This is a genomic window from Parvibaculum sp. (assembly GCF_002684405.1).
Taxonomy (GTDB): Bacteria; Pseudomonadota; Alphaproteobacteria; order Parvibaculales; family Parvibaculaceae; genus Parvibaculum.
In genome coordinates this window covers 17,630-41,241 of sequence record NZ_NYVD01000034.1, presented here as the reverse complement: position 1 = coordinate 41,241, position 23,612 = coordinate 17,630, and the positions used below count along the sequence as shown (strand labels likewise).

The 23,612-nt window shown below is 63.0% G+C and carries 20 protein-coding genes and 1 tRNA gene; 10 read left to right on the top strand and 11 right to left on the bottom strand.

Annotation, left to right across the window (positions count from 1 at the left end; genetic code table 11):
- Window positions 1–12 precede the first annotated feature (12 nt).
- The 3 genes from CMI59_RS03065 (at window position 13) to CMI59_RS03055 (ending at window position 4,500) form a co-directional block, all read left to right on the top strand.
- A complete protein-coding gene (locus CMI59_RS03065) occupies window positions 13–1,083 on the top strand; it encodes a low specificity L-threonine aldolase (protein WP_293324587.1) in 1,071 nt (356 codons plus the stop codon).
- 109 nt (window positions 1,084–1,192) lie between these two features.
- On the top strand, window positions 1,193–1,645 hold the full coding sequence (locus CMI59_RS03060) for an Hpt domain-containing protein (protein ID WP_293324585.1): 453 nt from the start codon (window positions 1,193–1,195) through the stop codon (window positions 1,643–1,645).
- Window positions 1,646–1,821: 176 nt separating this feature from the next.
- Complete coding sequence (locus CMI59_RS03055; protein ID WP_293324582.1) at window positions 1,822–4,500, top strand: bifunctional acetate--CoA ligase family protein/GNAT family N-acetyltransferase; 2,679 nt, start codon at window positions 1,822–1,824, stop codon at window positions 4,498–4,500.
- Window positions 4,501–4,571: 71 nt separating this feature from the next.
- On the opposite strand, the gene CMI59_RS03050 is transcribed toward CMI59_RS03055, so the two are convergent.
- Window positions 4,572–5,042, bottom strand: a complete 471-nt coding sequence (locus tag CMI59_RS03050; protein WP_293324580.1) for an Hsp20 family protein — start codon at window positions 5,040–5,042, stop codon at window positions 4,572–4,574.
- A 270-nt stretch (window positions 5,043–5,312) separates the two neighbouring features.
- Between CMI59_RS03050 and CMI59_RS03045 the strand changes: the two genes are divergently transcribed.
- Together CMI59_RS03045 and CMI59_RS03040 are read left to right on the top strand one after the other, a co-directional pair.
- The gene (locus CMI59_RS03045) at window positions 5,313–6,098 is read left to right on the top strand and encodes a hypothetical protein (RefSeq protein WP_293324578.1); all 786 of its coding nucleotides are present in this window, start codon (window positions 5,313–5,315) and stop codon (window positions 6,096–6,098) included.
- 181 nt (window positions 6,099–6,279) lie between these two features.
- Window positions 6,280–6,765, top strand: a complete 486-nt coding sequence (locus CMI59_RS03040) for a hypothetical protein (RefSeq protein ID WP_293324576.1) — start codon at window positions 6,280–6,282, stop codon at window positions 6,763–6,765.
- Between the two features lie 89 nt (window positions 6,766–6,854).
- On the opposite strand, the gene CMI59_RS03035 is transcribed toward CMI59_RS03040, so the two are convergent.
- A complete protein-coding gene (locus tag CMI59_RS03035) occupies window positions 6,855–8,408 on the bottom strand; it encodes a carboxyl transferase domain-containing protein (RefSeq protein WP_293324573.1) in 1,554 nt (517 codons plus the stop codon).
- A 116-nt stretch (window positions 8,409–8,524) separates the two neighbouring features.
- Between CMI59_RS03035 and CMI59_RS03030 the strand changes: the two genes are divergently transcribed.
- On the top strand, window positions 8,525–9,505 hold the full coding sequence (locus tag CMI59_RS03030) for an alpha/beta hydrolase (RefSeq protein ID WP_293324571.1): 981 nt from the start codon (window positions 8,525–8,527) through the stop codon (window positions 9,503–9,505).
- A 1-nt stretch (window position 9,506) separates the two neighbouring features.
- On the opposite strand, the gene hisN is transcribed toward CMI59_RS03030, so the two are convergent.
- The 3 genes from hisN to typA all read right to left on the bottom strand — a co-directional run bounded on the left by hisN (window position 9,507) and on the right by typA (window position 13,372).
- Window positions 9,507–10,316, bottom strand: coding sequence for a histidinol-phosphatase (hisN, locus tag CMI59_RS03025; RefSeq protein WP_293324568.1), 810 nt, complete (start codon window positions 10,314–10,316; stop codon window positions 9,507–9,509).
- Between the two features lie 47 nt (window positions 10,317–10,363).
- Window positions 10,364–11,368 carry an amidohydrolase family protein gene (locus CMI59_RS03020; RefSeq protein ID WP_293324566.1) on the bottom strand — a complete coding sequence of 335 codons (1,005 nt, stop codon included), beginning with the start codon at window positions 11,366–11,368 and terminating at the stop codon, window positions 10,364–10,366.
- Between the two features lie 132 nt (window positions 11,369–11,500).
- Window positions 11,501–13,372 (bottom strand): translational GTPase TypA, encoded by a 1,872-nt coding sequence (gene typA / locus CMI59_RS03015; RefSeq protein WP_293324565.1) that lies wholly within the window; start codon window positions 13,370–13,372, stop codon window positions 11,501–11,503.
- 206 nt (window positions 13,373–13,578) lie between these two features.
- Between typA and CMI59_RS03010 the strand changes: the two genes are divergently transcribed.
- Entirely contained in the window at window positions 13,579–14,556 is a 978-nt protein-coding gene (locus tag CMI59_RS03010) for an NADPH:quinone oxidoreductase family protein (protein ID WP_363102359.1), read from the top strand.
- Window positions 14,557–14,559: 3 nt separating this feature from the next.
- On the opposite strand, the gene CMI59_RS03005 is transcribed toward CMI59_RS03010, so the two are convergent.
- The 3 genes from CMI59_RS03005 to CMI59_RS02995 all read right to left on the bottom strand — a co-directional run bounded on the left by CMI59_RS03005 (window position 14,560) and on the right by CMI59_RS02995 (window position 17,462).
- Complete coding sequence (locus CMI59_RS03005; protein WP_293324563.1) at window positions 14,560–15,138, bottom strand: YceI family protein; 579 nt, start codon at window positions 15,136–15,138, stop codon at window positions 14,560–14,562.
- A gap of 168 nt (window positions 15,139–15,306) precedes the next feature.
- Window positions 15,307–16,476 carry a glycosyltransferase family 1 protein gene (locus CMI59_RS03000; protein WP_293324562.1) on the bottom strand — a complete coding sequence of 390 codons (1,170 nt, stop codon included), beginning with the start codon at window positions 16,474–16,476 and terminating at the stop codon, window positions 15,307–15,309.
- Window positions 16,476–17,462, bottom strand: a complete 987-nt coding sequence (locus tag CMI59_RS02995) for a UDP-2,3-diacylglucosamine diphosphatase (protein WP_293324559.1) — start codon at window positions 17,460–17,462, stop codon at window positions 16,476–16,478. Before CMI59_RS02995 ends, CMI59_RS03000 begins: the two co-directional genes overlap by 1 nt.
- 223 nt (window positions 17,463–17,685) lie before the next feature.
- On the opposite strand from CMI59_RS02995, the gene CMI59_RS02990 reads away from it, so the two are divergent.
- Window positions 17,686–18,570, top strand: a complete 885-nt coding sequence (locus tag CMI59_RS02990) for a diacylglycerol kinase family protein (protein ID WP_293324557.1) — start codon at window positions 17,686–17,688, stop codon at window positions 18,568–18,570.
- Window positions 18,571–18,573: 3 nt separating this feature from the next.
- On the opposite strand, the gene CMI59_RS02985 is transcribed toward CMI59_RS02990, so the two are convergent.
- The 3 genes from CMI59_RS02985 to CMI59_RS02975 all read right to left on the bottom strand — a co-directional run bounded on the left by CMI59_RS02985 (window position 18,574) and on the right by CMI59_RS02975 (window position 22,754).
- Window positions 18,574–20,214: an FMN-binding glutamate synthase family protein gene (locus tag CMI59_RS02985; RefSeq protein WP_293324554.1), complete on the bottom strand. Its 1,641-nt coding sequence runs from the start codon at window positions 20,212–20,214 to the stop codon at window positions 18,574–18,576.
- Between the two features lie 155 nt (window positions 20,215–20,369).
- Window positions 20,370–21,317: a transglycosylase SLT domain-containing protein gene (locus CMI59_RS02980; protein WP_293324551.1), complete on the bottom strand. Its 948-nt coding sequence runs from the start codon at window positions 21,315–21,317 to the stop codon at window positions 20,370–20,372.
- Between the two features lie 453 nt (window positions 21,318–21,770).
- A complete protein-coding gene (locus CMI59_RS02975) occupies window positions 21,771–22,754 on the bottom strand; it encodes an N-formylglutamate amidohydrolase (protein WP_293324549.1) in 984 nt (327 codons plus the stop codon).
- A gap of 276 nt (window positions 22,755–23,030) precedes the next feature.
- On the opposite strand from CMI59_RS02975, the gene cpdR reads away from it, so the two are divergent.
- Both cpdR and CMI59_RS02965 read left to right on the top strand, forming a co-directional pair.
- Window positions 23,031–23,393 carry a cell cycle two-component system response regulator CpdR gene (gene cpdR, locus CMI59_RS02970; RefSeq protein ID WP_293324547.1) on the top strand — a complete coding sequence of 121 codons (363 nt, stop codon included), beginning with the start codon at window positions 23,031–23,033 and terminating at the stop codon, window positions 23,391–23,393.
- 106 nt (window positions 23,394–23,499) lie between these two features.
- Window positions 23,500–23,574, top strand: a tRNA-Val gene (locus CMI59_RS02965).
- The last annotated feature ends 38 nt before the right edge of the window (window positions 23,575–23,612 follow it).

The following is a 23,612-nucleotide window of genomic DNA, read 5'->3' as shown; positions in this document are numbered from 1 at the left end:
CAGGTGAAGAAGATGGCGGGATCGGAAATGGCGGCGATGGATTTTACCAGTGACAATGCGTCGGGCGTGGCGCCCGAAATCATGGCGGCGCTGACGGAAGCCAATCATGGCAGTGCCGCTTCCTATGGCGCCGACGATGTGACCGCGCGGCTTCAGATCGTCATGGCGGATCTGTTCGAACATGAGGTCGAGGTTTTTCCCGTCGCGACCGGCACGGCGGCGAATTCTCTGGCGCTGGCCTGCCTCACGCCGCCATGGGGCGCGGTTTTCGGTCACGAACACGCGCATGCCCATGTCGACGAATGCGGTGCGCCTGAATTCTTTTCCGACGGTGCCAAGTTCGTGCCGATTGCAGGCGAGAACGGAAAGCTCGAACCGGATGCCTTCAAGGCCGCATTTCGTCTTCTGCCGCTTGGCAATGTCCACAATGTACAGCCTTCGACGCTGACGCTGACGCAATCCACCGAATGCGGGACGCTCTATTCCGTCGATGAAATCCGGGCGCTTACGGATATTGCGCATTCGCGCGATATCGCGGTTCACATGGACGGCGCGCGCTTTGCCAATGCGGTTGCGGCGCTCGATGCGTCGCCGGCGGAGATCACATGGAAATCCGGGATCGATGTGATGTCGTTCGGCGCGACCAAGAACGGCGCCATGGGGGCCGAGGCCGTGATCTTTTTCGACAAGCATCTGGCACGCGATTTTGCGTTCCGGCGAAAGCGCGGCGGGCATCTCTTTTCGAAGATGCGTTTTCTTTCGGCCCAGCTCGAAGCCTATCTGAAAGACGGATTGTGGCTGCGCCTGGCCGCTCATGCCAATGCGATGGCGGGCGAGCTTGCCGAAGGGCTCGGTGCAATACCCGGCGTTGGCATTCATTTCCCCGTAGAGGCGAACGAGATTTTCGTCCGCATGCCGGTTTCCATGTCGAAAGGCCTCAAAGAGGCGGGCGCGCGCTTCCATCCCTGGCCGATGGTGGGGGACAATGACCGGGCGCGGACGGTAAGACTTGTCGCGTCATTCCAGACGGAAGCCGCCGCTGTCGCGGAATTCCTTGCTTATGCGCGCGCGACGGCGGGATGATTGTCAATCCGACACATGCGTTTTTAGGCTTTCTTAATGCTGACCCGCATATCGTCTTGGATCTCCGTATTGCATGCCTCTTTTCACTCAGATGCTCGAAAACGGAACCATGGCCTCATTCGACGAAAACGATTCGAGCGAATATGCGCGCCTGATCGCGAAAGCGGAGGCTGCCGTGGAAGCATTGCGCGACAGTTACAAGGACCAGTTCCGCAAGGATGTCGATCAGATGTTCCTGCTCTGGGCAAAGCTGGAAGACGGGGCGGACCGCCGGCAGGTCATGGATGAGATCTACGCCATTGCCCACAATGTGAAGGGGCAGGGCGGGTCCTTCGGCTATGATTTTGTGACGGCGCTCGGAGCGTCGCTATGCCGCTTCCTGCGGGCTACATCCGCCTATTCCGATGACGATCTGAAAATCGTTCGCGCGCATCTGGACGCGCTCTTGCTTGCCGCTTCGGACGATATGTCGGGCGATGGCGGGGGGAAAGGACGCGATATCCTGCGCGACCTCTCCCTGATGACGGGCTATCCGGTCGGCAGCGGTGCGACCGACGGCTGAGCTTTCCATAGCCTCTCTTCTTTGCGTTAGATCAAACCCATGCGGTTTTCCACAGATTGGGCGTGGCGCGGCCACTTGTCCGCTCGCGATATACGCCGTTCTGTGTTTCCATTCCCCTTGCGTTCGAGCATCTCTTCCCGGCTTGAATTCTGCCCCCCATATTCGTCGAGGTTCCCATGAGCATCCGAAACCTCCATCAAATGTTCGCGCCGAAATCCGTCGCGCTGATCGGAGCGAGCAATCGCGACGGCAGTATCGGCAAGGTCGTGCTGCGGAACCTGAGAAGCGCCGATTTCAAAGGGCCCATATGGGCGGTCAATCCGCAGGGCGGTGAGATCGGCGGGGAGGAGGCCTATAGGGATGTTGCCTCGCTGCCGGAGGCGCCCGACCTCGCCGTGATCGCGACGCCGCCTCACACCGTGCCGGGCATTATCGGCGAACTCGGAAAGAAGGGAACGCGCGCCGCCGTGGTCATCACGGCGGGCTTTGGCGAACTCGGCGAAGAAGGACGGGCGCTACAGCGCGAGATGCTGGATGCGGCTAAGCCCTATCTTCTGCGTATCGTCGGGCCGAACTGTCTTGGCATCCTGGCACCGGGAAACCAGCTCAACGCCTCCTTCACCCATCTGCCGCCGCTCGATGGCAATGTTGCCTTCGTCTCGCAATCGGGTGCCGTCGTCACCGCCGTCCTCGACTGGGCGACGAGCCGCAATATCGGATTTTCCCATATCGTTTCGCTGGGCGGCATGTCGGATGTGGATTTCGGCGACATGCTGGATTTTCTCGCGCATGACCCGAAGACGAAAAGCATTCTGCTTTATGTCGAGTCGGTGACCGATGCGCGCAAGTTCATGTCCGCAGGCCGGCAGGCCGCGCGCCTGAAGCCGGTCATGGTCATCAAGGCGGGCCGCCATGAAGAAGGCGCCAAGGCGGCGCGGTCGCATACCGGTGCGCTGGCCGGGTCCGACGCGGTCTATCACGCCGCTTTCCGCCGCGCGGGCATGTTGCGCGTGCAGGGCGTGGAAGACCTCTTCGATGCGGTGGAGACCCTTGCCATGCGTTCGGAGCGCAAGCCGCTCCTCGGCGACAGGCTTGCCATCCTTACCAATGGCGGCGGTGTCGGGGTGCTGGCGACCGATGATCTGATCGACGAGAGCGGGCATCTCGCTTCGCTGGCGCCGGAGACGATCGAGAGCCTCAACAAGGTGTTGCCGCCCACCTGGAGCCGGGGCAATCCGGTGGACATTATCGGCGATGCCGGTGCGCAGCGTTATGCGGATGCGATCGAAGGCCTGATGGGAGACCCGAATACCGATGCGCTTCTGGTGCTCAACTGTCCGACCGCCGTGGTGGACAATGTCGAAGCCGCGCGGGCGGTTGTCGATGCCGCTGCGAAGAGCCGCAAGCCGCTTTATACGAGCTGGCTTGGCGATCAGGGCGCGCGGGAGGCGCGACAGGTTTTTCTCAACAACAAGGTCGCGACCTATGACACGCCCGGTCAGGCGGTTCATTCCTTCATGCTGCAGGTTCGCTATGACCGTAACCAGCGGCTGCTGATGGAAATTCCGCCGGCGGGGCCTGCATGGCCGCAGCGCGATCTCGATGCGGCGCGTGCCATTATCGACAAGGCCGCCGGCGAGAAGCGCGAATGGCTGACGGAACCGGAAGCAAAGGCGCTTCTGAAGGCCTATGGCATTCCGGTCGTGGAAACGCTCACGGTGAGTTCCGTCGATGAAGCGGCGGCGTGCGCGGAGGAAATCGGCTATCCGGTGGCGCTGAAAATTCTTTCCCCCGAAATTACCCACAAGACCGATGTCGGCGGCGTCGCGCTCGATCTCGAAGACAAGGAAGCGGTGCTGCGGGCGGCGCGGCGCATGCTCGACCGCGTGGCGGAAGCCAGGCCAGATGCGAAGATCGACGGGTTTACCGTTCAGCGCATGGCGAGCCGTCCCAGTGCCTTCGAGCTCATCCTCGGCATGATCGACGCCGCGACCTTTGGCCCGGTGCTTCTTTTCGGGCAGGGCGGTACGGCGGTGGAAGTCGTGCGAGACCAGGCGATGGCGTTGCCGCCTCTCAATCGGGTGCTGGCAGAAGATCTGATCCGGCGCACGCGGGTCTCAAGGCTTCTCGATGGCTATCGCGGACGTCCCGGTGCCGATTTCGATGCGATTGCGGGCACTCTGATGGCGATCGGAGATCTCTCGGCGGATAATCCCGACATCGCGGAACTCGACATCAACCCTCTCTGGGCGGATGAGGAAGGCGTGCTGGCGCTGGATGCGCGTGTGCGCATCAAGGCGCCGCATGGCAAGGGCTCGTCGCGGTTTGCGATAAGGCCCTATCCCGGTGCGCTGGAAGGGGCGATTTCCGGGCGAGACGGCAGGATTTATCCGATGCGGCCTATCCGGCCCGAAGACGCGCCGCTGACGGACGACCTTCTGGCGCATACCGATCCGGAAGACATACGGCTGCGTTTCCTGTCGCCACTCAGAAAGCTTCCGCGCCAGTTGGCCGCGCGTCTGACGCAGATCGACTATGACCGGGAAATGGCCTTTGTGGTCTTTACCGACGAGACGCGCCAGCATCTTGCCGCGGTAGGCCGGCTTTCCGACGATCCCGACAGGGAGCGGACGGAATATGCGATCCTGGTGCGGACCGATCTTCACGGACATGGTCTCGGCTACGGGCTGATGCACAAGCTCATCGACTATGCGCGGGCTCGCGGTGTGAAGCAGATCTTCGGCCATGTGTTGCGCGAGAACAAGCCGATGCTCGATCTGTGTACCGAACTCGGCTTTACGCGCCATCAGCTGCCGGGCGAACCGAGCGTGTTCGAAATGCAGCTCGATCTCTGAGCATATGAAAAAAGGCGGGCCGTTTCCGGCCCGCCCCGTTTCATTCTCATTATGCGCGTTATGGCATCCGATCAGTCGGCGGCCGTCGCGTAGCTGCCTTCCAGCGATTTCGACCCCGCCGAGGCATTGGTGATCGCAATGCGGCGCGGCTTCATCTCTTCGGGAACCTGACGCTGCAATTCGACATGGAGGAGGCCGTTTTCGAGCTTCGCGCCCGTGACCTCCACATGATCGGCCAGCTGGAAGCGGCGCTCGAAGCTGCGCGCGGCGATACCCTGATGGAGGTAGTTCGTCTCGCCGTCCTGCTCGCTCTTCTGACCGTTGATGGTGAGCACGTTCTGCTTCACCTCGATCTCCAGATCGTCTTCGGCGAAGCCCGCCACCGCCATGCTGATGCGGTAATTATGCTCGTCCACCCGTTCGATATTGTAGGGCGGATAGGTAGAGGTCTGGGCCTCGCGGGTCGCATTGTCGAGAAGCGACTGAAGCTGGTCGAAGCCGACGCTGGCACGATAGAGAGGGGAAAAGTCGAAGTTTCTCATTTGAACACCCTTGGTTGAAGCGATGCATCCTTCGGGCCGCCCATCCGCCTTACGGCCGGCTGGGACCTCGGCCCGTTCCGGACCCGTTTTGGCGTCCGGTCCCTAATAGATGGGTGGTGTTTCAGGCTCTTCAAGTGAGGATATCCGCCGCTTTTGTCGCGGCCTGCGCGGGTGAACCCCGGCTGAACGGAAGGTCCACGATAGGTTCAGCGAGGTCCCGTCATTCTGTGTCTCAGCATTTGGTTTCCCCAGCTGACACAGGAGGCAGACATGACGAACATTCTTCTCAAGACCGCGGCGGCAGCCGGCATTCTGGGCGCGATGGCAATGGCCGCTCCGGCACAGGCCGGCAATGCGAATTTCGTGCTGACATTCGGCAGCCATCATGCCGGGCCGCAGATGACGGCCCAGACCATCGACTATCGCCGCGGATCCCCGGGATGGCGGGCACATAACGGGCGGGTGATGCCGCTCAACCGCGTGGTCCGCCTCGTCGAAAACCGCTCGGGCGGCACGGTGACCGATATTCGCCTCGCAAAGAACCAGCGCGTCTATCGTCTGGAAGGCGTCACGCGCCTCGGGATGATCGTGGACGCAAAGGTGGATGCGCGCACGGGCCGGATCCAGTCGATCGACTTCAAGAAGTTCCGCCCGCGCTACGATCCCAAGGGCATGGACATCAACCGTCTGCTCGCCAAGCTCAAGCGCAAGGGCTTTCACGGGTTCGATGTCGTCAGCCTGAAGGAGGAGCGTGGCGTCTATCGTGTGCGGGCGCTCAACAAGCGCGGCCGTCCGGTGGTCGTGCGGACCAGGGCGCATAACGGGCATATTCTCAATGTCCGCAGCGCCACCAACTACAACGGCCCGGCCTATAAGCGCGGCGGCCGCCATGGCTTCAACCATTGGCGAAAGGGCGTGGCCGCTCACGGCTACAGCCATTTCAGCAAGGCGACCGATTACGGCGACTATTACGAGGTGAATGCGCGCAACCGGCACGGCAAGCAGGTGCGTCTCGATATCTGCTCCTATACGGGCAAGGTCCTTCGGGTCCTCTGACAGATGACCGGCCTGCCGGATCGTTCCGGCGGGCCGGCCCCCGCCTTTTCCCGAAATCCCGGAAACCCTCCCCCGAAGCTGAACGCCGGATGAACGGCCATGCCAGCGCCCGTTCAGCGCGGATGGCCGATCATCGTTTCAACACCAGGGGGACGATCGAACGACAGAAGGAGCAGGAAGCATGAGAAAGGCATTCATTGTTGCCGGCCTCGCGGCCGGCATGGCGTTTTCAGTACCCCTGGCGGCGCAGGCTTCGGCAGGTGTGCTGGGCGTGAATATCAAGGCGAATACGGCTGCCAATGTGGAGACGGTCGACTACCGGCATGGCCCCAGAGAGGGTCGCCGCCATGATCGCGACTACCGCAAGCATCGCCGTCACGACAGATATGAGCGGCGTCACTATCGCCGCTATGACCGGTATGAACACCGCGAAAACAGGCGCGGCAGTTATTACCGTCCGGCGCCGAGGCGCGAATACCGGCCTTTCGCCCATTGGCGCCCGCGCTATGAGCGCCGGTACCGCCGTTGGGGCAAGCCGGTCTATTACGCGCATCATCGGCGCTGGGGTTCCGCCTATCGCGTTCGCGCCTATGACGATGCGCGCGACCGCGCCGTGATCCTGTGGATCAGTGCGATCACGGGCGCAATTCTCCTGTCCCAGTACTAACGGACACTCCCCGCTCATTTGAGACGCTGAGGGGCGAGTTGCGTGAGTGGGGACGACTGGGCTCCGGTGCGTATCGCCGGAGCCCTTTTTTACGGGCGCATCGTCGCGAGATAGGGCCCCTTCGCCGTTTCGCGGCGGGGCGCGGCCCAGTCCAGCCATTCGCAAAGCCGCGGGCGTGTCTCGCGCGGATCGATCAGCTCATGGACGGAAAAGCCTTCCGCGCGGGGAAAAGGCGATTGCCCCGCGGCGAGTTTTTCTTCCAGCTCCTGGCGCAAGGCTTCCGGGTCTTCGGCTTCGGCGATCTGGCGGGCGAAGGCGACGGCGACGCCGCCTTCCACGGGAAGGGCGCCGGTTGCTGCGCTCGGCCATGAGAGGACGAAACCCTCCGGCCCGAAATGCGCGGCGCCCGCCACGCCGAACACCTTGTGCACGATGACACTCGCCCAGGGAACGCGGCTCTGCATCACGGCGGCAATCGCCCCCGTGCCGTGGCGGATGGTGGCAGCCTGTTCGGAGGCGGAGCCGATCATGAAGCCCGGTTCGTCCACGAAGGAGAGGATGGGCAGGTTGAAGGTGTTGCACATATCGACGAAGCGGCGGAGCTTCTGCGCCGCCTGCGCGGTCATGGCGCCTGCGTAGAATTTGCAGTCATTGGCGATCACGCCCACGCTTTTGCCGTCGAGGCGCGCAAGCCCGGTGATGAGGGAGGGGCCGTATTTTTTCGTCATTTCGAAAAAGCTGCCCTTGTCCACCACGGCCTTGACGATCTTGCGCATGGCGAAGGGCTTGCGCCGTTCGCGCGGGACGATGTCGATGAGGCTTTCATCCATGCGGTCGGGGGTGTCTTCGGTCTCGATATCGGGGGGCAATTGCCAGACATTGTCCGGCAGGTAGGAAAGGAATTGCGCGATCTGCTTCAGCGCGTCCTCTTCGTCGCTCGCTACATTGTCGATGACGCCCGAGCGCGCATGGACTTCGGCGCCGCCCAACTCTTCCTTGGTCAGGTCTTCGCCAAGCGCGCGCGCGACGACCTTCGGCCCCGCGATCAACACCTGCGCGTTCTCGGTCATCACGGAGAAATGCGAGGCGACGAGGCGTGCGGCGGGCATGCCCGCGACCGGGCCGAGTGCCGCCGTCGCGACGGGCACTTCGCCCAGCACCTGCGTGATCGACCGGAAGCGCGGTGTGGAGAAAACGGGATCGCCCATGGGGCGTACGCCCTTCTTGCCGGATCCGGCGACACTGCCGCCGCCGCCTTCATGCAGGCGGATGAGCGGGACCTTGTAGGTAAGCGCCAGCTCTTCGGCATAGACGCTCTTGCGCAGGCCCGCGGGGTTGGGCGAGCCGCCCTTCATGGTGAAATCCTCGCCGCCGACGGCGACGCGCCGGCCGTTCACCTTGGCAAAGCCCAGAATGTAGTTGCCGGGTTCGAAACCGATGAGGTTCCCCTCCTCGTCGAAATGCGGCACGCCCGCGCCTTCGCCCATCTCCCGGAAGCTCTCATGGTCGGTCAGCTTCTCGATCCGTTCACGGATGGTCAGTCGGCCTTTTTCGTGCTGGCGCTCGATGGCTTCCTTGCCGCCCTGCTCGCGGGCCAGGGTGCGGCGTTTCCTGATTTCCTCGGCTTCCTTTTCCCAGCTCATGGCCTGCTGTATCCTCCGGCATGTTTCTGTTGTCGCCGACCCTAAAGGAATTCAGGGCTTGAGTTGAGTGTTTCCGGCTTCGTTCCAGGGCGTGACGAGGGAGAAGGGGTATTTTCGTGAACAAGCTGGCGGCTGCACCGCTTATCGAGATCGAGGGCTTTCGTGCGCCCGAGGGCGCCGACGCGCGCTGGCTGGAGGCGACGGACGGGGCGCGGCTGCGCGTCGTCACATGGACGCCGGAAGCGGCACATATCGAGAATTGCCGGGGGACGGTCTTTCTCTTTGGCGGGCGCACGGAGTTTGCCGAAAAATATTTCGAAGTGATCGGCGACCTCATCGCGCGCGGCTTTGCCGTCGCCACGATGGATTGGCGCGGGCAGGGGCTTTCAGCGCGCATGCTGGACGATCCGCGAAAAGGGCATATCGACGATTTCTCCACATTCGACTGCGACCTCGGGCTCTTCATGGCGGAAATTGCCCCCGCCTTCCCGAAGCCATGGATCGCGATGTCGCACAGCATGGGCGGCAATATTCTGCTGCGCGCCTGTCACGACCACGCCGACTGGTTCAGCGGGGCGGTTTTCTCCGCGCCCATGCTGGGCCTGCGGCTCGGGAATGCGCTGAATGCCTTTGCCGCGGCGATGCTGGCTTATGGCGGCAGCGCGCTTGGTTTTGCCGGACGTTACATTCCCGGTGGCGGACCGGCTGCGGCGGATGAAGAGGCGTTCGAGGATAATATCGTGACCTCCGATGAGCGGCACCACGCCATTCATCAGGCACTGGTGCGGGCGGACCCCGCGCTTGGGCTCGGCGCGGCGACTTTCGGCTGGGTGCGCGCGGCGATCCGCTCCATCGGGATGACGGAGAGAGCGGACTATCTGCGTGAGGTGCGTATCCCCGTTCTCATCGCCCAGGCGACGAAAGACCGGCTGATCGAGGGGAGCGCGCTTGAGCAGGCGGCGCAGCACATTCCCGATGCGGAGTTCGTCCGGGTGGAAGGCTCCGAGCATGAAATCCTGATGGAACGTGATGCCTTGCGGGCCGTCTTCTGGCAGGCCTTCGACCGGTTTGCCGATAAGGTGGCGCCGCGCGGTTAGCTCAGTCGGCTGCGGCGGGCTTCAATATCTCCAGTGCTGCCGCATGCAGTTCCGGTGTGGCGGCGGCAACCACCTGCCCACCGTTCTGCGGGTCCTTGCCGCTCCATGTCGTGACGATGCCGCCCGCATTCTCGACCACGGGAATGAGCGCCTGAATGTCATAGGGCTGGAGCGAGGATTCGACCACGAGGTCGAGCGTGCCCGCGGCGAGCAGGCAGTAGAAATAGCAGTCTCCGCCGAAACGGCGCAGGCGGACCTTCGAGGAAATTTCGCGGAAGGCGGCTTTCTCGGCATCGACGGTGAACATGCCGGGATCGGTATTGCCGAGCAACGCATTCTCTAGCCTGGTGCAGCCGCTCACCTTGAGAGGGAGCGCCTTTCCGGCGCGGATCAGTTCCGTGCCGCCGGGCCGCCCGATGAAACGTTCGCCGATATAGGGTTGGTCCATCAGGCCGATGACGGGTTTCGTGCCGTCATTGAGGCCGATCAGTGTCCCCCAGAGCGGAACGCCCGAAATGAAGGAGCGGGTGCCGTCCACCGGATCGAGGATCCAGGTGAGGTCGCTTGCGCCTTCATGATTGCCATGCTCTTCGCCGAGAATGGAATGATCCGGATAGCGCTCGAGAATGAGCTTGCGGATCGCCATTTCGGAATCGCGATCCGCCGCTGTCACGGGGTCGAAGTCGAAATTGCCGCGTTTGTTGTCCACGGCAAGGCCGGAGCGGAAATGCGGCAGGGTGACGGTGGCGGCGGTATCGGCAAGCTCCAGTGCGAAGCTTGCGAGTTCATCGATTTTCTGCGGATCGAGCATTCGGACCTCTGGACGGCGTTCGGCGCATATTGGTCGTGAAGGTGTCGCTAGTCCAGCCGGTAAACCCTTTTCGCCGTATCGTGGAAAAGGGCGGTCTTTTCGTCCTCCGAGAAATCCTTCGCGATCTTCTTGAAGGCGTTCCACAGCACGCCATAGGAGCAGGAGAGCTTGTCCACGGGGAAATTGCTCTCGAACATGCAGCGCATGGGGCCGAAGGCGTCGATGGTATAGAGATACCAGTCGCGCGTGGCGTCCACGAGGTCGTCGGAGGTCGGCGGCATCGGGCGCTTGTGCCAGCCGAAGCTGTTCACCGCCATGTTGATGCCGCCGAGCTTCGCCGCGACATTGGGGCAGGAGGCGAGTTCGTGGATGTCCTTTTTCCACTGCTCGAAGATTTCCGCGCGCTTGCCCTCATAGGGGCCGATGCCGAGCGGCCCGCCGAAATGATCGAGAATGATGGTCGTATTGGGAAAGGCGCGTGCGAGGTCCGTCAGTTCCGGAATTTGCGGGTGGAACAGCCAGGCATCGAAGGTCATCTCCTTCTGTTCCAGCCGGGCGAACCCCTTGCGGAAATCGTCATGGCTCAGAAGGCCTTTGGGCGGACGGGTATGCGCTTCACGAATTTCAGGACTGTCATCATGGGCGTTGGCGTGGCGAATGCCGCGAAAGCGTTCCGGTGCGCGCAGCATGTGCCATTCCAGCACCTCGTCCACCGCATCGCCGAGCGTGAGATCGGCAAAACCGACAATGCCCGCCGCGATGCGCGTTTCGCCGAAAACGCCGCTCGCCGATTTCGCAGCGATGCCGTTCACATACTCGGTTTCGCCGAGCGGGGCCATGGCGGGGGTGGCGGAGGCCTCATACATGGAGCCGCATTCGATGAAGACGGTGGCTCGGATGTTGTGGCCGCTCCCCGTGTCGGCAAGCAACTCATCCAGTTCGTAGCGCGAGTCCGGACGATCCCAGAGATGGTGATGGGGGTCGACGATGGGGCGTTCGGGCTCCAGCGCCTCTTCTTTTACCTGCGCGAGCCATTCCGGGTTACCTGCCATCGTTTCCTCCTCCGTTGCGAGCGGAGAAGACTGGCACCCGGAAGGTTGAGAGGCAATGAATCCGTCGCCTGTGTGACAGGGTCACACGGGCCGAAGCCGCGATATCGGACAACCTTGGGCCGGAATCGGTCCTTATCCGGCGCGCGCGTGCTTCTTGCGCTCGTTGGGATCGAGATAGCGCTTGCGCAGGCGGATCGATTCCGGGGTCACCTCCACCAGCTCGTCATCCTCGATATAGGCGATGGCCTGTTCGAGCGTGAGCGGACGGGGCGGGGTGAGGCGCACGGCCTCATCCTTCGAGGTGGTGCGGATATTGGTGAGCTGCTTGGCTTTCAGCGGGTTCACGATCAGGTCGTCGGAACGTGAGTTCTCGCCGATGACCATGCCCTCATAGACCTTTGCGCCCGGGGCGATGAAGAGTACGCCGCGCTCTTCCAGATACCAGAGCGCGTAGGGAACGGCCTCGCCCGTGCCATTGGCGACGAGCACGCCGTTGCGGCGGCCTTCGACTTCGCCACGATAAGGGCCGTATTCCTGGAAGACGCGGTTCATTACGCCGGTACCGCGCGTATCGGTGAGGAATTCGCCGTGATAGCCGATGAGGCCGCGCGAGGGGCAGTGGAAGATGATGCGTGTCTTGCCCGCGCCGGTGGGGCGCATGTCGATCATCTCGCCCTTCCTGAGCGAGACCTTTTCGATCACCGTGCCGGTGAACTCGTCATCTACATCGACGGTCACTTCCTCGATGGGCTCGAGGCGCTTGCCGTTCTCGTCCTCGCGATAGAGCACGCGGGGGCGGGAGATGCCGAGTTCGAATCCTTCGCGGCGCATGTTCTCGATCAGCACGCCGAGCTGCAATTCGCCGCGGCCCGCAACCTCGAAGGAATCCTTCGTTTCGCTGTCCGCCACGCGGATGGCGACATTGCTTTCGGCTTCCTTCATCAGCCGCTCGCGAATGACGCGGGACTGCACCTTCTTGCCTTCGCGACCGGCCAGCGGCGAGTCGTTGATGGAGACGGTGATGGAGAGTGTCGGCGGATCGATGGGAAGGGCGTGGATCGCCTCGGTCATGGCCGGATCGCCGATCGTGTCGGCGACGGTCGCTTCTTCAAGGCCCGCGACGGCGACGATGTCGCCGGCTTTCGCCTCGTCCACAGGGAGACGCTGGATCCCGCGGAAGGCGAGAACGCGCGTCAGGCGGCCCTTTTCGACTTCGGTGACATTGCCTTCCTTGTCGCGGCGCAGCGCATGGACGGGGCTGTTCGGCTTGGCCGTGCCCTTTTCGATGCGGCCCGTCAGGATGCGGCCGAGATAGGGATCGGCCTCGATGGTCGTCACCAGCATGGCGAAAGGCTCGTCCGCGGAGCCGTCCGTCAGCGCGCCGGGCGCGGGGAAATGATCGACGATCTTTTCAAAGAGCGGCTGGAGGCCCAGATCCTTCGCATCGGATGCGGCGAGATCTTCACATGCCCAACCTTCCTTGGCGGAAGCGAAGATGGTGGGGAAGTCGAGCTGCTCGTCATCGGCGCCCAGCGAGGCGAAGAGATCGAAAGCCTCGATATGCACTTCGTCGGGGCGGGCATCGCCACGGTCCACCTTGTTGACGACTACGATGGGCTTGAGGCCCAGCGAAAGCGCCTTGGAGGTCACGAATTTGGTCTGGGGCAGCGGGCCTTCGGCCGCGTCCACCAGCAGCACCACGCCGTCCACCATGGAGAGGATGCGTTCCACCTCGCCGCCGAAATCGGCATGGCCGGGCGTGTCGATGATGTTGATGCGGATTTCCTCGCCGGCATGGGCGCCGGTTTCGGGCTTCCAGGCGACGCTGGTGCATTTCGCGAGAATGGTGATGCCGCGCTCACGCTCGAGGTCGTTGGAATCCATCACCCGTTCCGCAACCTGCTGGTTATCGCGGAAGGTGCCGGACTGGCGGAGCAACTGGTCAACAAGCGTCGTCTTCCCATGGTCGACATGGGCGATGATCGCGATATTCCGGAGCGACATAAGGTCCTGCTGGTCTCTAAGGCATGATCTGGAAAAACCAATAGCGGAATCCGGCGAAGATCATGCGACTAAAAAAAACGGAGAGGCCTTGCCTGCTCCGGGGCGCGCGGGGTCGGGCCCGCCGGCGCGCCATTGGGTTGCCGCCTTATATATCGGGGGGGCGCTCTGCTACAAGCTCATAGGGGCCAAGTGAAGGAGAATCGACCGTGAAAGCGATGATTGCGCGCGAACTGGGCGGGCCGAAGGTGCTGAAAGCGGAGGAAATTGCCTCGCCGGAGCCGGGACCGGGGCAAATTCTCGTCCGGGTCAGGGCCTGCGGGGTCAATTTCGCGGACAGTCTCGTGCTCAAGGGCAAATATCAGGTCCAGCCTGACCTGCCTTTTGCCCCGGGCGCGGAGGTCGCGGGCACCGTGCTCAAGCTCGGCGAGGGCGTGAGCGGGCTCAAGGTCGGCCAGCGGGTGGCCGGCATGTGCGGCAATGGCGGCTATGCGGAAGAGGCCTTGATGCCGGCAAGCGGGGTGGTGCCCCTGCCGGTGGAAATGCCCGATGAGGTGGCAGCCGCCTTTCCCATCGCCTATGGCACCAGCCATCTCGCGCTGAAGCATCGCGGCCGGTTGAAAAAAGGCGAGACGCTGGTCGTCCATGGTGCGGCGGGCGGCGTTGGGCTTACCGCCGTCGAGATCGGCAAGGCGCTGGGCGCGCGGGTGATCGCCACGGCTTCCACGCCGGAAAAGCTCGAGATCGCGCGGAAACATGGCGCGGACGAGCTCGTCGATTCATCGACGGAGGATTTGCGCGAGCGCATCAAGGGGCTGACCGGCGGCAAGGGCGCCGATGTGATCTACGACCCGGTCGGCGGGGATGTGTTCGACGCCTCCCTCAGGGCCATCGCGTTCGAGGGGCGGCTCATCGTGATCGGTTTCGCAGGTGGGCGCGTGCCGCAGATCCCGGCCAATCATCTGATGGTCAAGAATGTCGATGCGATCGGGTTCAATTTCGGCGCCTATCTGGAAAAGGCCCCGGCGGTGACGCGCGAGGCCTTTTCGGAACTGGCGGGCTGGTATGTCGAAGGCCGCATCCGGCCTTACGTCTCCGACCGTTTCACGCTGGAGGAGACGCCCGCCGCGATTGCCCATGTGATGGAACGCAGGGCGCGCGGCAAGGCGGTCGTTCTCGTGCCGTGAGGGCTATTGTTTGCGGGCTTCGGTGGAGATCGTGATGTCGACTTCGTCGCTGATCATGGGCACATAGGCCGTCATGCCGAAATCGGAGCGCTTGATTGTCGCGGTGGCGTTGAAGCCCGCGGCCGTCACGCTCTTGTCCATCGGATAGGGGCCCGCGGCGAGCAGGGTGACATCGAGCGTCACCGGCTTCGTGACGCCGAGCATGGTGAGGTTGCCCGTTACTTTCGCCGTCTTGTCCCCGGTGCGCTCGACCTTCGTCGATTTGAAGGTGATGTCCGGATATTTCCCTACATCGAAAAAGTCGGGCCCGCGCAGGTGTTCGTCGCGCTTTTCATGATTGGTGTCGATGCTGGCGGTCTTGATGTCGATGTCGACGCTGCTCTTCTCGGGATTGTCCTGATCGAGGTCGAAGGTGCCGGCGACATTGTTGAAAGTGCCATAGGTGTCGGAAAAGCCGAGATGGTTCACTTTGAAGCCGACATGGGTATGGCTGGCGTCGATTGTATAGGGATCGGACAGCGCCGGGCTTGCGGTAGCGGCGGCGAGGAGGAAAGCGGCGAAGGCCGGTACGAACCATTTCATGAGGGAGCCTCTTGGTTAGGGGGCGACCCGTAGAAGATAGGGATGCAAGCCTAATTGCGAAAGTGTCGCAGGTGAAACAGTGTGTCCCAGAGAGCGCATTCCAGAGGGTGCGTCCCAATCCTGGTGTTCCAGGCCGGGTTTCTTCGGCGGGGCATCCGGGGCAGGTCTTCAGGCGGTTCCCTCGGAAGCGGCGTCGCAGTCTTCCGCGATCGCCTCTTCCAGCGCCAGATTGGTGATGAACTGGCGGGCGCAGGCCTCCCAGGAGAAGCCGAGCGCATAGTCGCGACAGCGTTCGCGCGGGGTGCCGAGCGCGGCGCGGCAGGCCACGGCAAGATCCTGGTCGAGACAGCCGACAGGGGCGGCGCCGATCACGTCGGCCGGGCCTTGCACCGGATAGGCGGCGACCGGCGTGCCGGAGGCCAGCGCCTCGATCAGTACGAGGCCGAATGTGTCCGTGCGGCTGGGGAAAACGAAACAATCCGCCGCCGCATAGGCCTCGGCGAGGTCGTCGCCGAAAAGCGCGCCGGTGAAGGTCGCTTCCGGATGGCGGCGTTTCAGCGTTTCGAGTAGCGGCCCGTCGCCCACGACCATTTTCGTGCCCGGCAGGTCGAGGGCGAGGAAGGCCTCGATATTCTTTTCCACCGCGACGCGGCCGACGTTGAGCCAGACAGGCCGCTCGATCCCCAGATAGTGCTCGCCATGGAGATCGGGTCTCACCTGATAGCGGTCGAGATCGACGCCGCGCGACCAGATGACAGGCGTGCCGAAGCCGCGCTCTTCCAGTTCGCGCTGAAGCGAGGGGGTCGCAACCATGAGGGCGGTCGCCGGACGGTGGAACCAGCGCAGGAAGCGATAGCCCCATGAAAGCGGCACGCCGGTGCGCGCGGTCAGATATTCGGCAAAGCGGGTGTGAAAAGAGGTCGAAAAGGGGATGCCCCGATTGACGCAGAAGCTGCGGGCCGCAAGGCCCAGCGGCCCTTCGGTCGCGATGTGGATCGCATTGGGGTTCGCCTCCTTGATGAGACGAACCACCTTGCGCCAGGGAAACACTGCCAGCCGGATTTCGGGATAGGTCGGCATCGGGATGGTGATGAAGTCATTGGGCGTGATCATCACCACGTCGTGGCCCATATCGGTCAGGCTTTCGCGCAATTGCTGGAGCGTGCGCACGACGCCGTTCACCTGCGGAGGGGCGGCGTCGCTGACGATGACGACTTTCAGTTTCTCGGAGAAGCGCCCGACGTCTCGGGGCAGGGGGCGCCCGCGAAGCCGGTTCAGAAGTTTGCGCGCGCGGCGCATTCTCTTCGGGCGCTGCGTGAGCGTGTTGACTGAAGCCATCAAGCCGCCGTCAGGACCGGACGCGTGCCGTTTTCGCCGTCGGCTTCGTCGCGTTCCCAGGAAAAATGTGTCCAGGTGATGAGCCGGAGCTGGCCTTCATCGTCCTCTGCGAGCGCGGTGCAGCTTTCCACCCAGTCGCCGTCATTGCAGTAGAGGACGCCGTCCATCTCGCGGATTTCGGCGTGGTGGATATGGCCGCATATCACGCCATCGACACCGCGTTCGCGCGCGGAGCGGGCCACTGCTTCCTCGTAGTTCGAGATGTATTCGACGGCGTTCTTGACCTTGTTCTTCAGATAGGAAGAGAGCGACCAGTAGGGCATGCCGAAGACGCGGCGGACTTCATGCAGCCAGTTGTTGAGCTGCAGTGCGATGTTGTAGGCATAGTCCCCGAGATGGGCGAGCCATTTGGCATAGCGCACCACGCTGTCGAACTGGTCGCCATGCAGGACGAGGAACTGGCGGCCGTCGGCGGTCTCGTGAATGGCTTCGCCGGTTACATCGACGCCGCCTAGATTGACGCCTGCATAGTCGCGCAAGGCCTCGTCATGATTGCCGGGCACATAGACGACATTGGCACCCTTGCGGGCCATGCGCAGGATTTCCTGAACAACGGCGTTGTGGCCCGCCGACCAGTACCAGGAGCGTTTCAGGCGCCATCCGTCGATGATGTCGCCGACGAGGTAAACGGTCTCGGCTTCGTTGTGACGCAGGAAGTCGAGCAAGAGATCCGCCTTGCAGCCCGGTGTGCCGAGATGGGTGTCGGAAATGAAGAGCGTGCGGTGGCGCGTGGGGTTCTTCGGGCGCGGACCGGTCAGCCTTTCGTCGAGATTGTTGCGGCGGGAGCGGGAACGTCCGGACCGTGGCGCCGCGGCGGGCGCGCTTTCTTCCGTGCCAGTGCGGGCATTGGCGACAGGGAGCGGTTCGTTCGACGTGCGGGTGGCCAAAGTGCCGAGGCTGTTGAAAGCCGTGTCCAGCAGGGTCATGTAACCATCTGTCTCACAGTTGCGCGACTTCGGCGGACTGTCGGCCTCGTTTCGGTTTCTGGCCTTGGTTCGCCTACGGATCAATCCGCTCGCTTATCGGGTCGTTACGCGATATAAGCGATTCGCCGGATCCGGTTGGCGGGATAATCCGTGTACGCGGATACGGTTAGATGACGAGTATGTGACGTTTTTACGACTTCGGTTTCGTTTGGGGAGGTCCGGTTTGGCGCTACGCCGTTCGGCTCATATTATCTTCAACCCGATGGCGGGCGCCCGCAAAAGGGACCTTCTGGAACGTGTCATCAAACGCCTCAACCAGGCGGGCGTCGAGATCACGCTGGACGAAACCAAAGGGCCGGGCCATGCGACGGAACTGGCGGCGGCCGCGTCGCGCCACGGTATCGCCGATGTGATCGTGGCCGCGGGCGGCGACGGCACGATCAATGAAGTCGCGCGGGGCCTTCTCGGACAAAGTACGCCGCTCGGTATCATTCCGCTGGGCACGGCAAACGTCCTTGCCATCGAACTGGGCCTCAGGATGCGCGAGGGGGACATCGCGGACATGCTTCTTTCCGGTCCCGCGCAGCTTATCGGCACCGGGCTCGTGGATGACCGCATTTTCCTTCTCATGGTCGGGATCGGCTTCGACGGCGAAGTCGTGCATGACATCGATGCGCGGATGAAGCGTGTCTTCGGCAAGGCCGCTTTCGTCTGGTCGGGGCTGAAGCTCTGGTTTGCCGGGCCGGGCCGCGAAATCGTGCTGCGCGTGGACGGGCAGGAAAAACGCTGCGCCTGGGCGGTGGTCAGCAATGCGCGTCATTTTGCCGGGCCCTTCGTGCTGGCGCCCGATGCGCATATCGAAGATCCCGGGCTCACTTTGACGCTCTTCAAATCCGGCAGCCGAATGGCCTTTGCCCGCTATTTCGCTGCGCTGGGGCTTGGCCGGGTGCACCGGCTCAAGGATGTCGAGATCATGCATCCGCGGCGGATCGAGGCCCTCTCGCCGGAAGGTTTGGCGGTGGAGGTGGACGGCGATGCGCGGGGCGCGCTTCCCCAGACCATTTCGATGGGCGTTCATTTCCTCCGGATGGTCGTGCCGTCGCGCTGAGGATCAGTCGGCGGCGGTTCCCGTGGAGATGCCCGAGCCCTGCAATCCGGCATGCTCGAATTTCGGGCGGTCGATCCCGTTCAGCGCATGGATCGAGTGAGGCGCCGACCAGCGCTCGTAATATTCCGCCAGCGACACGGACACACCGCTCGGCCCCATGATGCGGGCCTGCTCGCGGGTGAGCTTGCGCGGTTCGTCGCAGCCGCAGCTATGCGCGATCATGCAGACCTCATGCGATACGCGCTCGGCATAGCGGCGGACGCGCTCCGATTTGTCGGTCACGTCGAGGCCCCGTTGCAGCTTCTTCTTGTGGGTCGCGATGCCGGTGGGGCAGGTGTTCTTGTTGCACTGAAGGGACTGGATGCATCCCAGCGCGAACATGAAACCGCGCGCGGAAGTAACGAAATCAGCGCCGACGCAAAGCGCCCAGGCGACTTCCGCGGGGTTGATGAGCTTGCCACTGGCAATGACGCGGATGCGTTTCTTCAGGCCGTAGCGGGCGAGGATGTCGCAAAGCATGGGCAGGCTTTCCCAGATGGGCAGGCCCACATAATCGATCAGCGGCATGGGCGCCGCGCCCGTGCCGCCATCGGCGCTGTCCACGGTGATGAAGTCGGGGGCGCGCTCCACGCCGCGCCGCTGGATTTCCTCGCAGAACTCGTCCAGCCAGCCATAGGCGCCGATCACCATCTTGAAGCCGGTCGGCTTGCCGGTCACCTCGCGCACATGTTCCACCATGTCCAGCAGGTCGCCGATGGTGGAGATTTCCGGGTGGCGGTTGGGGCTGATCGAATCCTCGCCCTGGGGAATGCCGCGAATGGCCGAGACTTCGCGGGAGATCTTCTCCTTGGGCAGCATGCCGCCCTTGCCGGGCTTGGCGCCCTGGCTGAGTTTGATCTCGAACATCTTTACCTGATCGTGCGCGGCGATTTCTACGAGCCGGGTATCGCTGATCGCTCCGGCCTCATTGCGGCAACCATATTTGGCGGTGCCGATCTGGAAGACGATGTCGGCCCCGCCCTCCAGATGGTAGGGCGACAGGCCGCCTTCGCCAGTATTCATCCAGATGCCGGCCTTTTTTGCGCCTCGGGAGAGCGCGCGGATGGCGGGCTTGGAGATGGCGCCGAAGCTCATGCCGGAAATGTTGAAGATGGAGGCGGTCCGGTAGGGATGGCGGCAGAAGGGGCCGACCTCGGCAAAGGCGGTGTCGGCGGCGTTCTGGTCGAGCGTGGGGAAAGGCGTGTTGACGAAGTTGATGGTGCCGGCAGGTCTTATGTCGCGGCTTGAACCGAAGGCGACGGTGGTGTCGACGCCCTTCGCGGCACGGTAGACCCAGCTTCTCTGCGCCCGGTTGAAGGGCAGTTCCTCACGGTCCATCGCAAAGAAATATTGCCGGAAATATTCCCCCAGCGCTTCGAAGACATAGCGCAGGCGGCCGATCACCGGATAGTTGCGGCGGATGGCGTGGGTCGTCTGTGTGCGGTCGATGACATAGACCACGATGACGGCCAGAAAGGCGAGACCGACCGCGACGACGAAAAGCGCGGAAAGAAGATCGACCGTCTTCCAGATGAAATTGTCGTTATCGGCGAGCGATAGAAAGCCGCTCGCGAGATCGCCCAGGATGTTTCCCAGAACTTGCATAATCCGTTTCCCCTCCACGCCCCCCGCAATCGGGATGGCGGCCGTTCGTACCGGCGGCGCGCGCCCATGCGCACCGCATCATCCGGATCCGATCAGATCATGCCCGGATCACCGTTTCTTCACGACCGCGACGGAGAAGGCGGATACTGAACCGATTATTGAAGCGTGCCTGCGTCTGCGAGCCGTGTAGGAATTTCCTTGGCCTCGTGGCCCAGGATGGCGGGCGGCGGCGCTTCGGCCATCCTGTCATTCGCAAAGAGGCCTACGGGCAGTGAGAGCCGCAGGACCGTCGATGCGGGTGCGGAGAGTTCGACCCGGTCGTCGATATCCAGCACCGCGGGGGCGGGGTGGGTATCCTCCGCCGCCGTCGCAGCCGTGACGGCAGGTGCCGCTGCCTTCTGGACGGTGGCGACATCATGGGTCGACGAGGTGTAGAGCGCATCGGCAAGGCGCGCGCGCTCCTTTTTCCAGATACCGATCACCCGGCGGAAATAGGGGCGGTGGCGGCTGGGCTCACCGGAATGATAATGCGAAACGGCGTCGGGCCATGTGCCTAGCCTGCGATGCAGGCGAAGCAGGAAATCCGCTGCATAGGCCACATTGGTGGCCGGGTCGAAGGCGGCCTGCAGATTTTCGAAGGCATTGGGGTGATAGCGCAGGTTCACCTGCATGCAGCCCACATCGATGGAGCGGATCCCGTTTTTCAGCAGGTTCCGCGTAAAGCGGACGGCTTCGGCCTTGGTGTCGAAATAATAGGGCCGGCCCTGCGCGTTGATCGTCCAGGGCCAGGCGCGGCGGGTACGGGCCGCGCGGTTGTAGCGGCCGGATTCCGCCATGGCGACGGCGGCGACGATCGCACGGGGCAGGCCGTCGGCCAGTTCCCGGCGGATGGCCTCGCGTTCGCAGATATTCCATGGATCGCTGATGGCGCTGGTGGAAATCGGCACGTCGACGCCGCGCAGGCCCAGCGTCAATGAGCTGTCCGGCCCGGCAACGGCGCGTCCCGGCATGAACAGGGCGACGATCAGGCAGGCGGCGATTGCCGCGCCCGTCTTGCCCCTGTTGCGCCATGCCGTTGCTCTGGCGGCCCCGCTCGTTTTCATGCCTTAACCCTTTTGGCGGCGTGCCGAATACCGGAGATGTCCGGGGGCACGCCATCGTCAGCCCGTCCAGCCGACAGAATGACCGGCCAGGGTTAAGGAAGCTTTGAAGGCGGAATCGCCTGCGCATTCGGGAAATGGGCGAATTTTTTCTTTTTGCACTGCACCTATTTTTCGGCGCTTATAAGAAAGTCCTTTTAAACCAAGATGTTATTTTCTGTTTCCCGTACCCGGCGGGTTGAATTTTCTGCAAATCGGGCTTGCTTTGTGTGCAGTGCAATGTCATATTGTGCATCGCGGCATTGGTAGAGCGTAGCTCCCAAGGTCGCAGCCCTTCCTGGGCGTTTCCTCCCTAGACTTGGGCCCTGCTTCGGCAGGGCCCCTTTTTTTGTGCCGACCGTTTTGGCGGGGGCGGTCGGAGGGGGAGGTTTGGAAGCGATGCTCTCGTAAGGCCGGTCAGATCGGACCGACGCGGAGACGAGGGCCGAGGCCGCTCAGGTCGAGCGTGGCCATTTCGGCGGCAAAGCTCTTCATGTCGCGGCGCAGGCGCTGCAACCCCGCGCGGCGTTCCAGCTTTTCCTCGTTCATATAGAGCGCCCGGTTGATCTCGATCTGGAGCGCATGGAGGCCGTGCTGGGGCTGGCCGTAATGCTCGGTGTTGAAGCCGCCGGCATATGGGTTGTTTCTGGCCACCGAATAGCCGAGCCGGGACAGGGTCTTTTCGGCCTTCATGGCGATTTCGCGGGCGCAGGAGGTGCCATAGCGGTCGCCGAGCACGATGTCGGGCCGGTCGGCGCCTGTGTCGTCGTCGCCGGGCCCGCCCACGGAGGGCATGGAATGGCAGTCGATCAGCACCGCGCAGCCGAAGCGCCGACGCGCATCGTCCAGATGCTGACGTAGGGCGTCGTGGAAGGGCATGTAGAGCGCACGGATCCGCCGCTCTGCTTCCGCATAGCTCAGGGGCGCGCGATAGATCTCCGCTGCGTCGGAGACGACCCGCGCGATGGTGCCGAGCCCGCCAGCGACGCGGATCGAGCGCGTGTTCACATGCGGCGGCAAGGGGCCATCGAACATGGCCGGATCGAGTTCATAGGGCTCGCGATTCGCGTCCAGATAGGCGCGGGGAAAGCGGGCATGGACGAGCGGGGCGCCGAGATCCGGTACGTCGCCGAATATTTCCTCGACGAAACTGTCTTCGGAGCGGCGCAGCGCCAGCGGGTCGAGCTGCGAGGCCGCCACGAATTCGCGCGGATAGAGCCGGCCGCTATGGGGCGAGGAAAAGACGAAGGGCAGTGTCAGGCGCGCAGGCCGCTCCACGGCGAAGGGGCGGGCGTAAAGCTCGTCTCGCAGCTCGTCATCGCTTGCGACCCGGCCTTCGGCCAGCTCTTCCGCCGGATTTTCATCCGGATTTTTCGAGGATTTGTCGGTTGCGAGATCCATGAGCGGGGCGTGCGAGGTCGATTGACTGTGACTGCGAAGCGGGGGTCGGCAGCCTTTCGGCCTGTCGGCTCGCCTTGGCCTGCCCGCGAAAGCCAACCATAGCATGTGCACCGCAGGATGCGACCTCTAGAGAGTGCATGTTCATGAGCTGTTTACCGGCCGCTCCCTATTGTATGCTGATACCGGGTAAGGCTTTCCGTTGGGCAAATGGACAGCCGAAAGTCGGGATGGGGCCCTATGAGCAGATTGGCCCCTTTAATAAGGTGGGTTGGGCTGATGGCACGCATTCTCCTTGCGGAAGACGATGAATCCATGCGCCGCTTTCTTGCGCGGGCGCTGGAAAATGCCGGTCACGAGGTGGCCGCCTATGGCATGGGCGGCGAGGCGCATGATCGGCTCAAGGGCGATATCTTCGATATTCTGCTGACCGATATCGTGATGCCCGAAATGGATGGTATCGAGCTTGCCCGGCATGCCGCCGAGATCGATCCCACGCTCAAGATCATGTTCATCACCGGATTTGCCGCCGTGGCGCTCAGCTCCGACCAGCCGGCGCCGGATGAGGCGAAAGTGCTCTCCAAGCCGTTCCATCTGCGCGAACTCGTGGCGGAAGTCGACCGGATGATGGCCGCGGCCTGAGAGTTCTCGTTCGGAGACTTGTCAGAGCCTCAAATCCTAGATATACGAAGCGCCTCTCGACGGATCGGCGCGGAGATTGCCGAAAATCCGTCCCGCCAATGGCAATGGGCGTGTAGCTCAGCGGGAGAGCACTTCGTTGACATCGAAGGGGTCACAGGTTCAATCCCTGTCACGCCCACCATTGCCGCTCCTTTTCCTTCCCTAAACCACTGATCCGAC

Excerpts from the sequence above, each read along its gene's own strand:
- CMI59_RS02975 (WP_293324549.1), bottom strand. The coding sequence starts at position 22,754 with ATGGATCTCGCAACCGACAAATCCTCGAAAAATCCGGATGAAAATCCG.
- CMI59_RS03005 (WP_293324563.1), bottom strand. The coding sequence starts at position 15,138 with ATGAAATGGTTCGTACCGGCCTTCGCCGCTTTCCTCCTCGCCGCCGCT.
- CMI59_RS03050 (WP_293324580.1), bottom strand. The coding sequence starts at position 5,042 with ATGAGAAACTTCGACTTTTCCCCTCTCTATCGTGCCAGCGTCGGCTTC.
- CMI59_RS03060 (WP_293324585.1), top strand. The coding sequence starts at position 1,193 with ATGGCCTCATTCGACGAAAACGATTCGAGCGAATATGCGCGCCTGATC.
- typA (WP_293324565.1), bottom strand. The coding sequence starts at position 13,372 with ATGTCGCTCCGGAATATCGCGATCATCGCCCATGTCGACCATGGGAAG.
- CMI59_RS03040 (WP_293324576.1), top strand. The coding sequence starts at position 6,280 with ATGAGAAAGGCATTCATTGTTGCCGGCCTCGCGGCCGGCATGGCGTTT.
- CMI59_RS03055 (WP_293324582.1), top strand. The coding sequence starts at position 1,822 with ATGAGCATCCGAAACCTCCATCAAATGTTCGCGCCGAAATCCGTCGCG.
- cpdR (WP_293324547.1), top strand. The coding sequence starts at position 23,031 with ATGGCACGCATTCTCCTTGCGGAAGACGATGAATCCATGCGCCGCTTT.
- CMI59_RS03065 (WP_293324587.1), top strand. The coding sequence starts at position 13 with ATGGCGGGATCGGAAATGGCGGCGATGGATTTTACCAGTGACAATGCG.
- CMI59_RS03035 (WP_293324573.1), bottom strand. The coding sequence starts at position 8,408 with ATGAGCTGGGAAAAGGAAGCCGAGGAAATCAGGAAACGCCGCACCCTG.
- CMI59_RS02985 (WP_293324554.1), bottom strand. The coding sequence starts at position 20,214 with ATGCAAGTTCTGGGAAACATCCTGGGCGATCTCGCGAGCGGCTTTCTA.
- CMI59_RS02980 (WP_293324551.1), bottom strand. The coding sequence starts at position 21,317 with ATGAAAACGAGCGGGGCCGCCAGAGCAACGGCATGGCGCAACAGGGGC.
- CMI59_RS03020 (WP_293324566.1), bottom strand. The coding sequence starts at position 11,368 with ATGGCAGGTAACCCGGAATGGCTCGCGCAGGTAAAAGAAGAGGCGCTG.
- CMI59_RS03045 (WP_293324578.1), top strand. The coding sequence starts at position 5,313 with ATGACGAACATTCTTCTCAAGACCGCGGCGGCAGCCGGCATTCTGGGC.
- CMI59_RS03000 (WP_293324562.1), bottom strand. The coding sequence starts at position 16,476 with ATGGCTTCAGTCAACACGCTCACGCAGCGCCCGAAGAGAATGCGCCGC.
- CMI59_RS02995 (WP_293324559.1), bottom strand. The coding sequence starts at position 17,462 with ATGACCCTGCTGGACACGGCTTTCAACAGCCTCGGCACTTTGGCCACC.
- hisN (WP_293324568.1), bottom strand. The coding sequence starts at position 10,316 with ATGCTCGATCCGCAGAAAATCGATGAACTCGCAAGCTTCGCACTGGAG.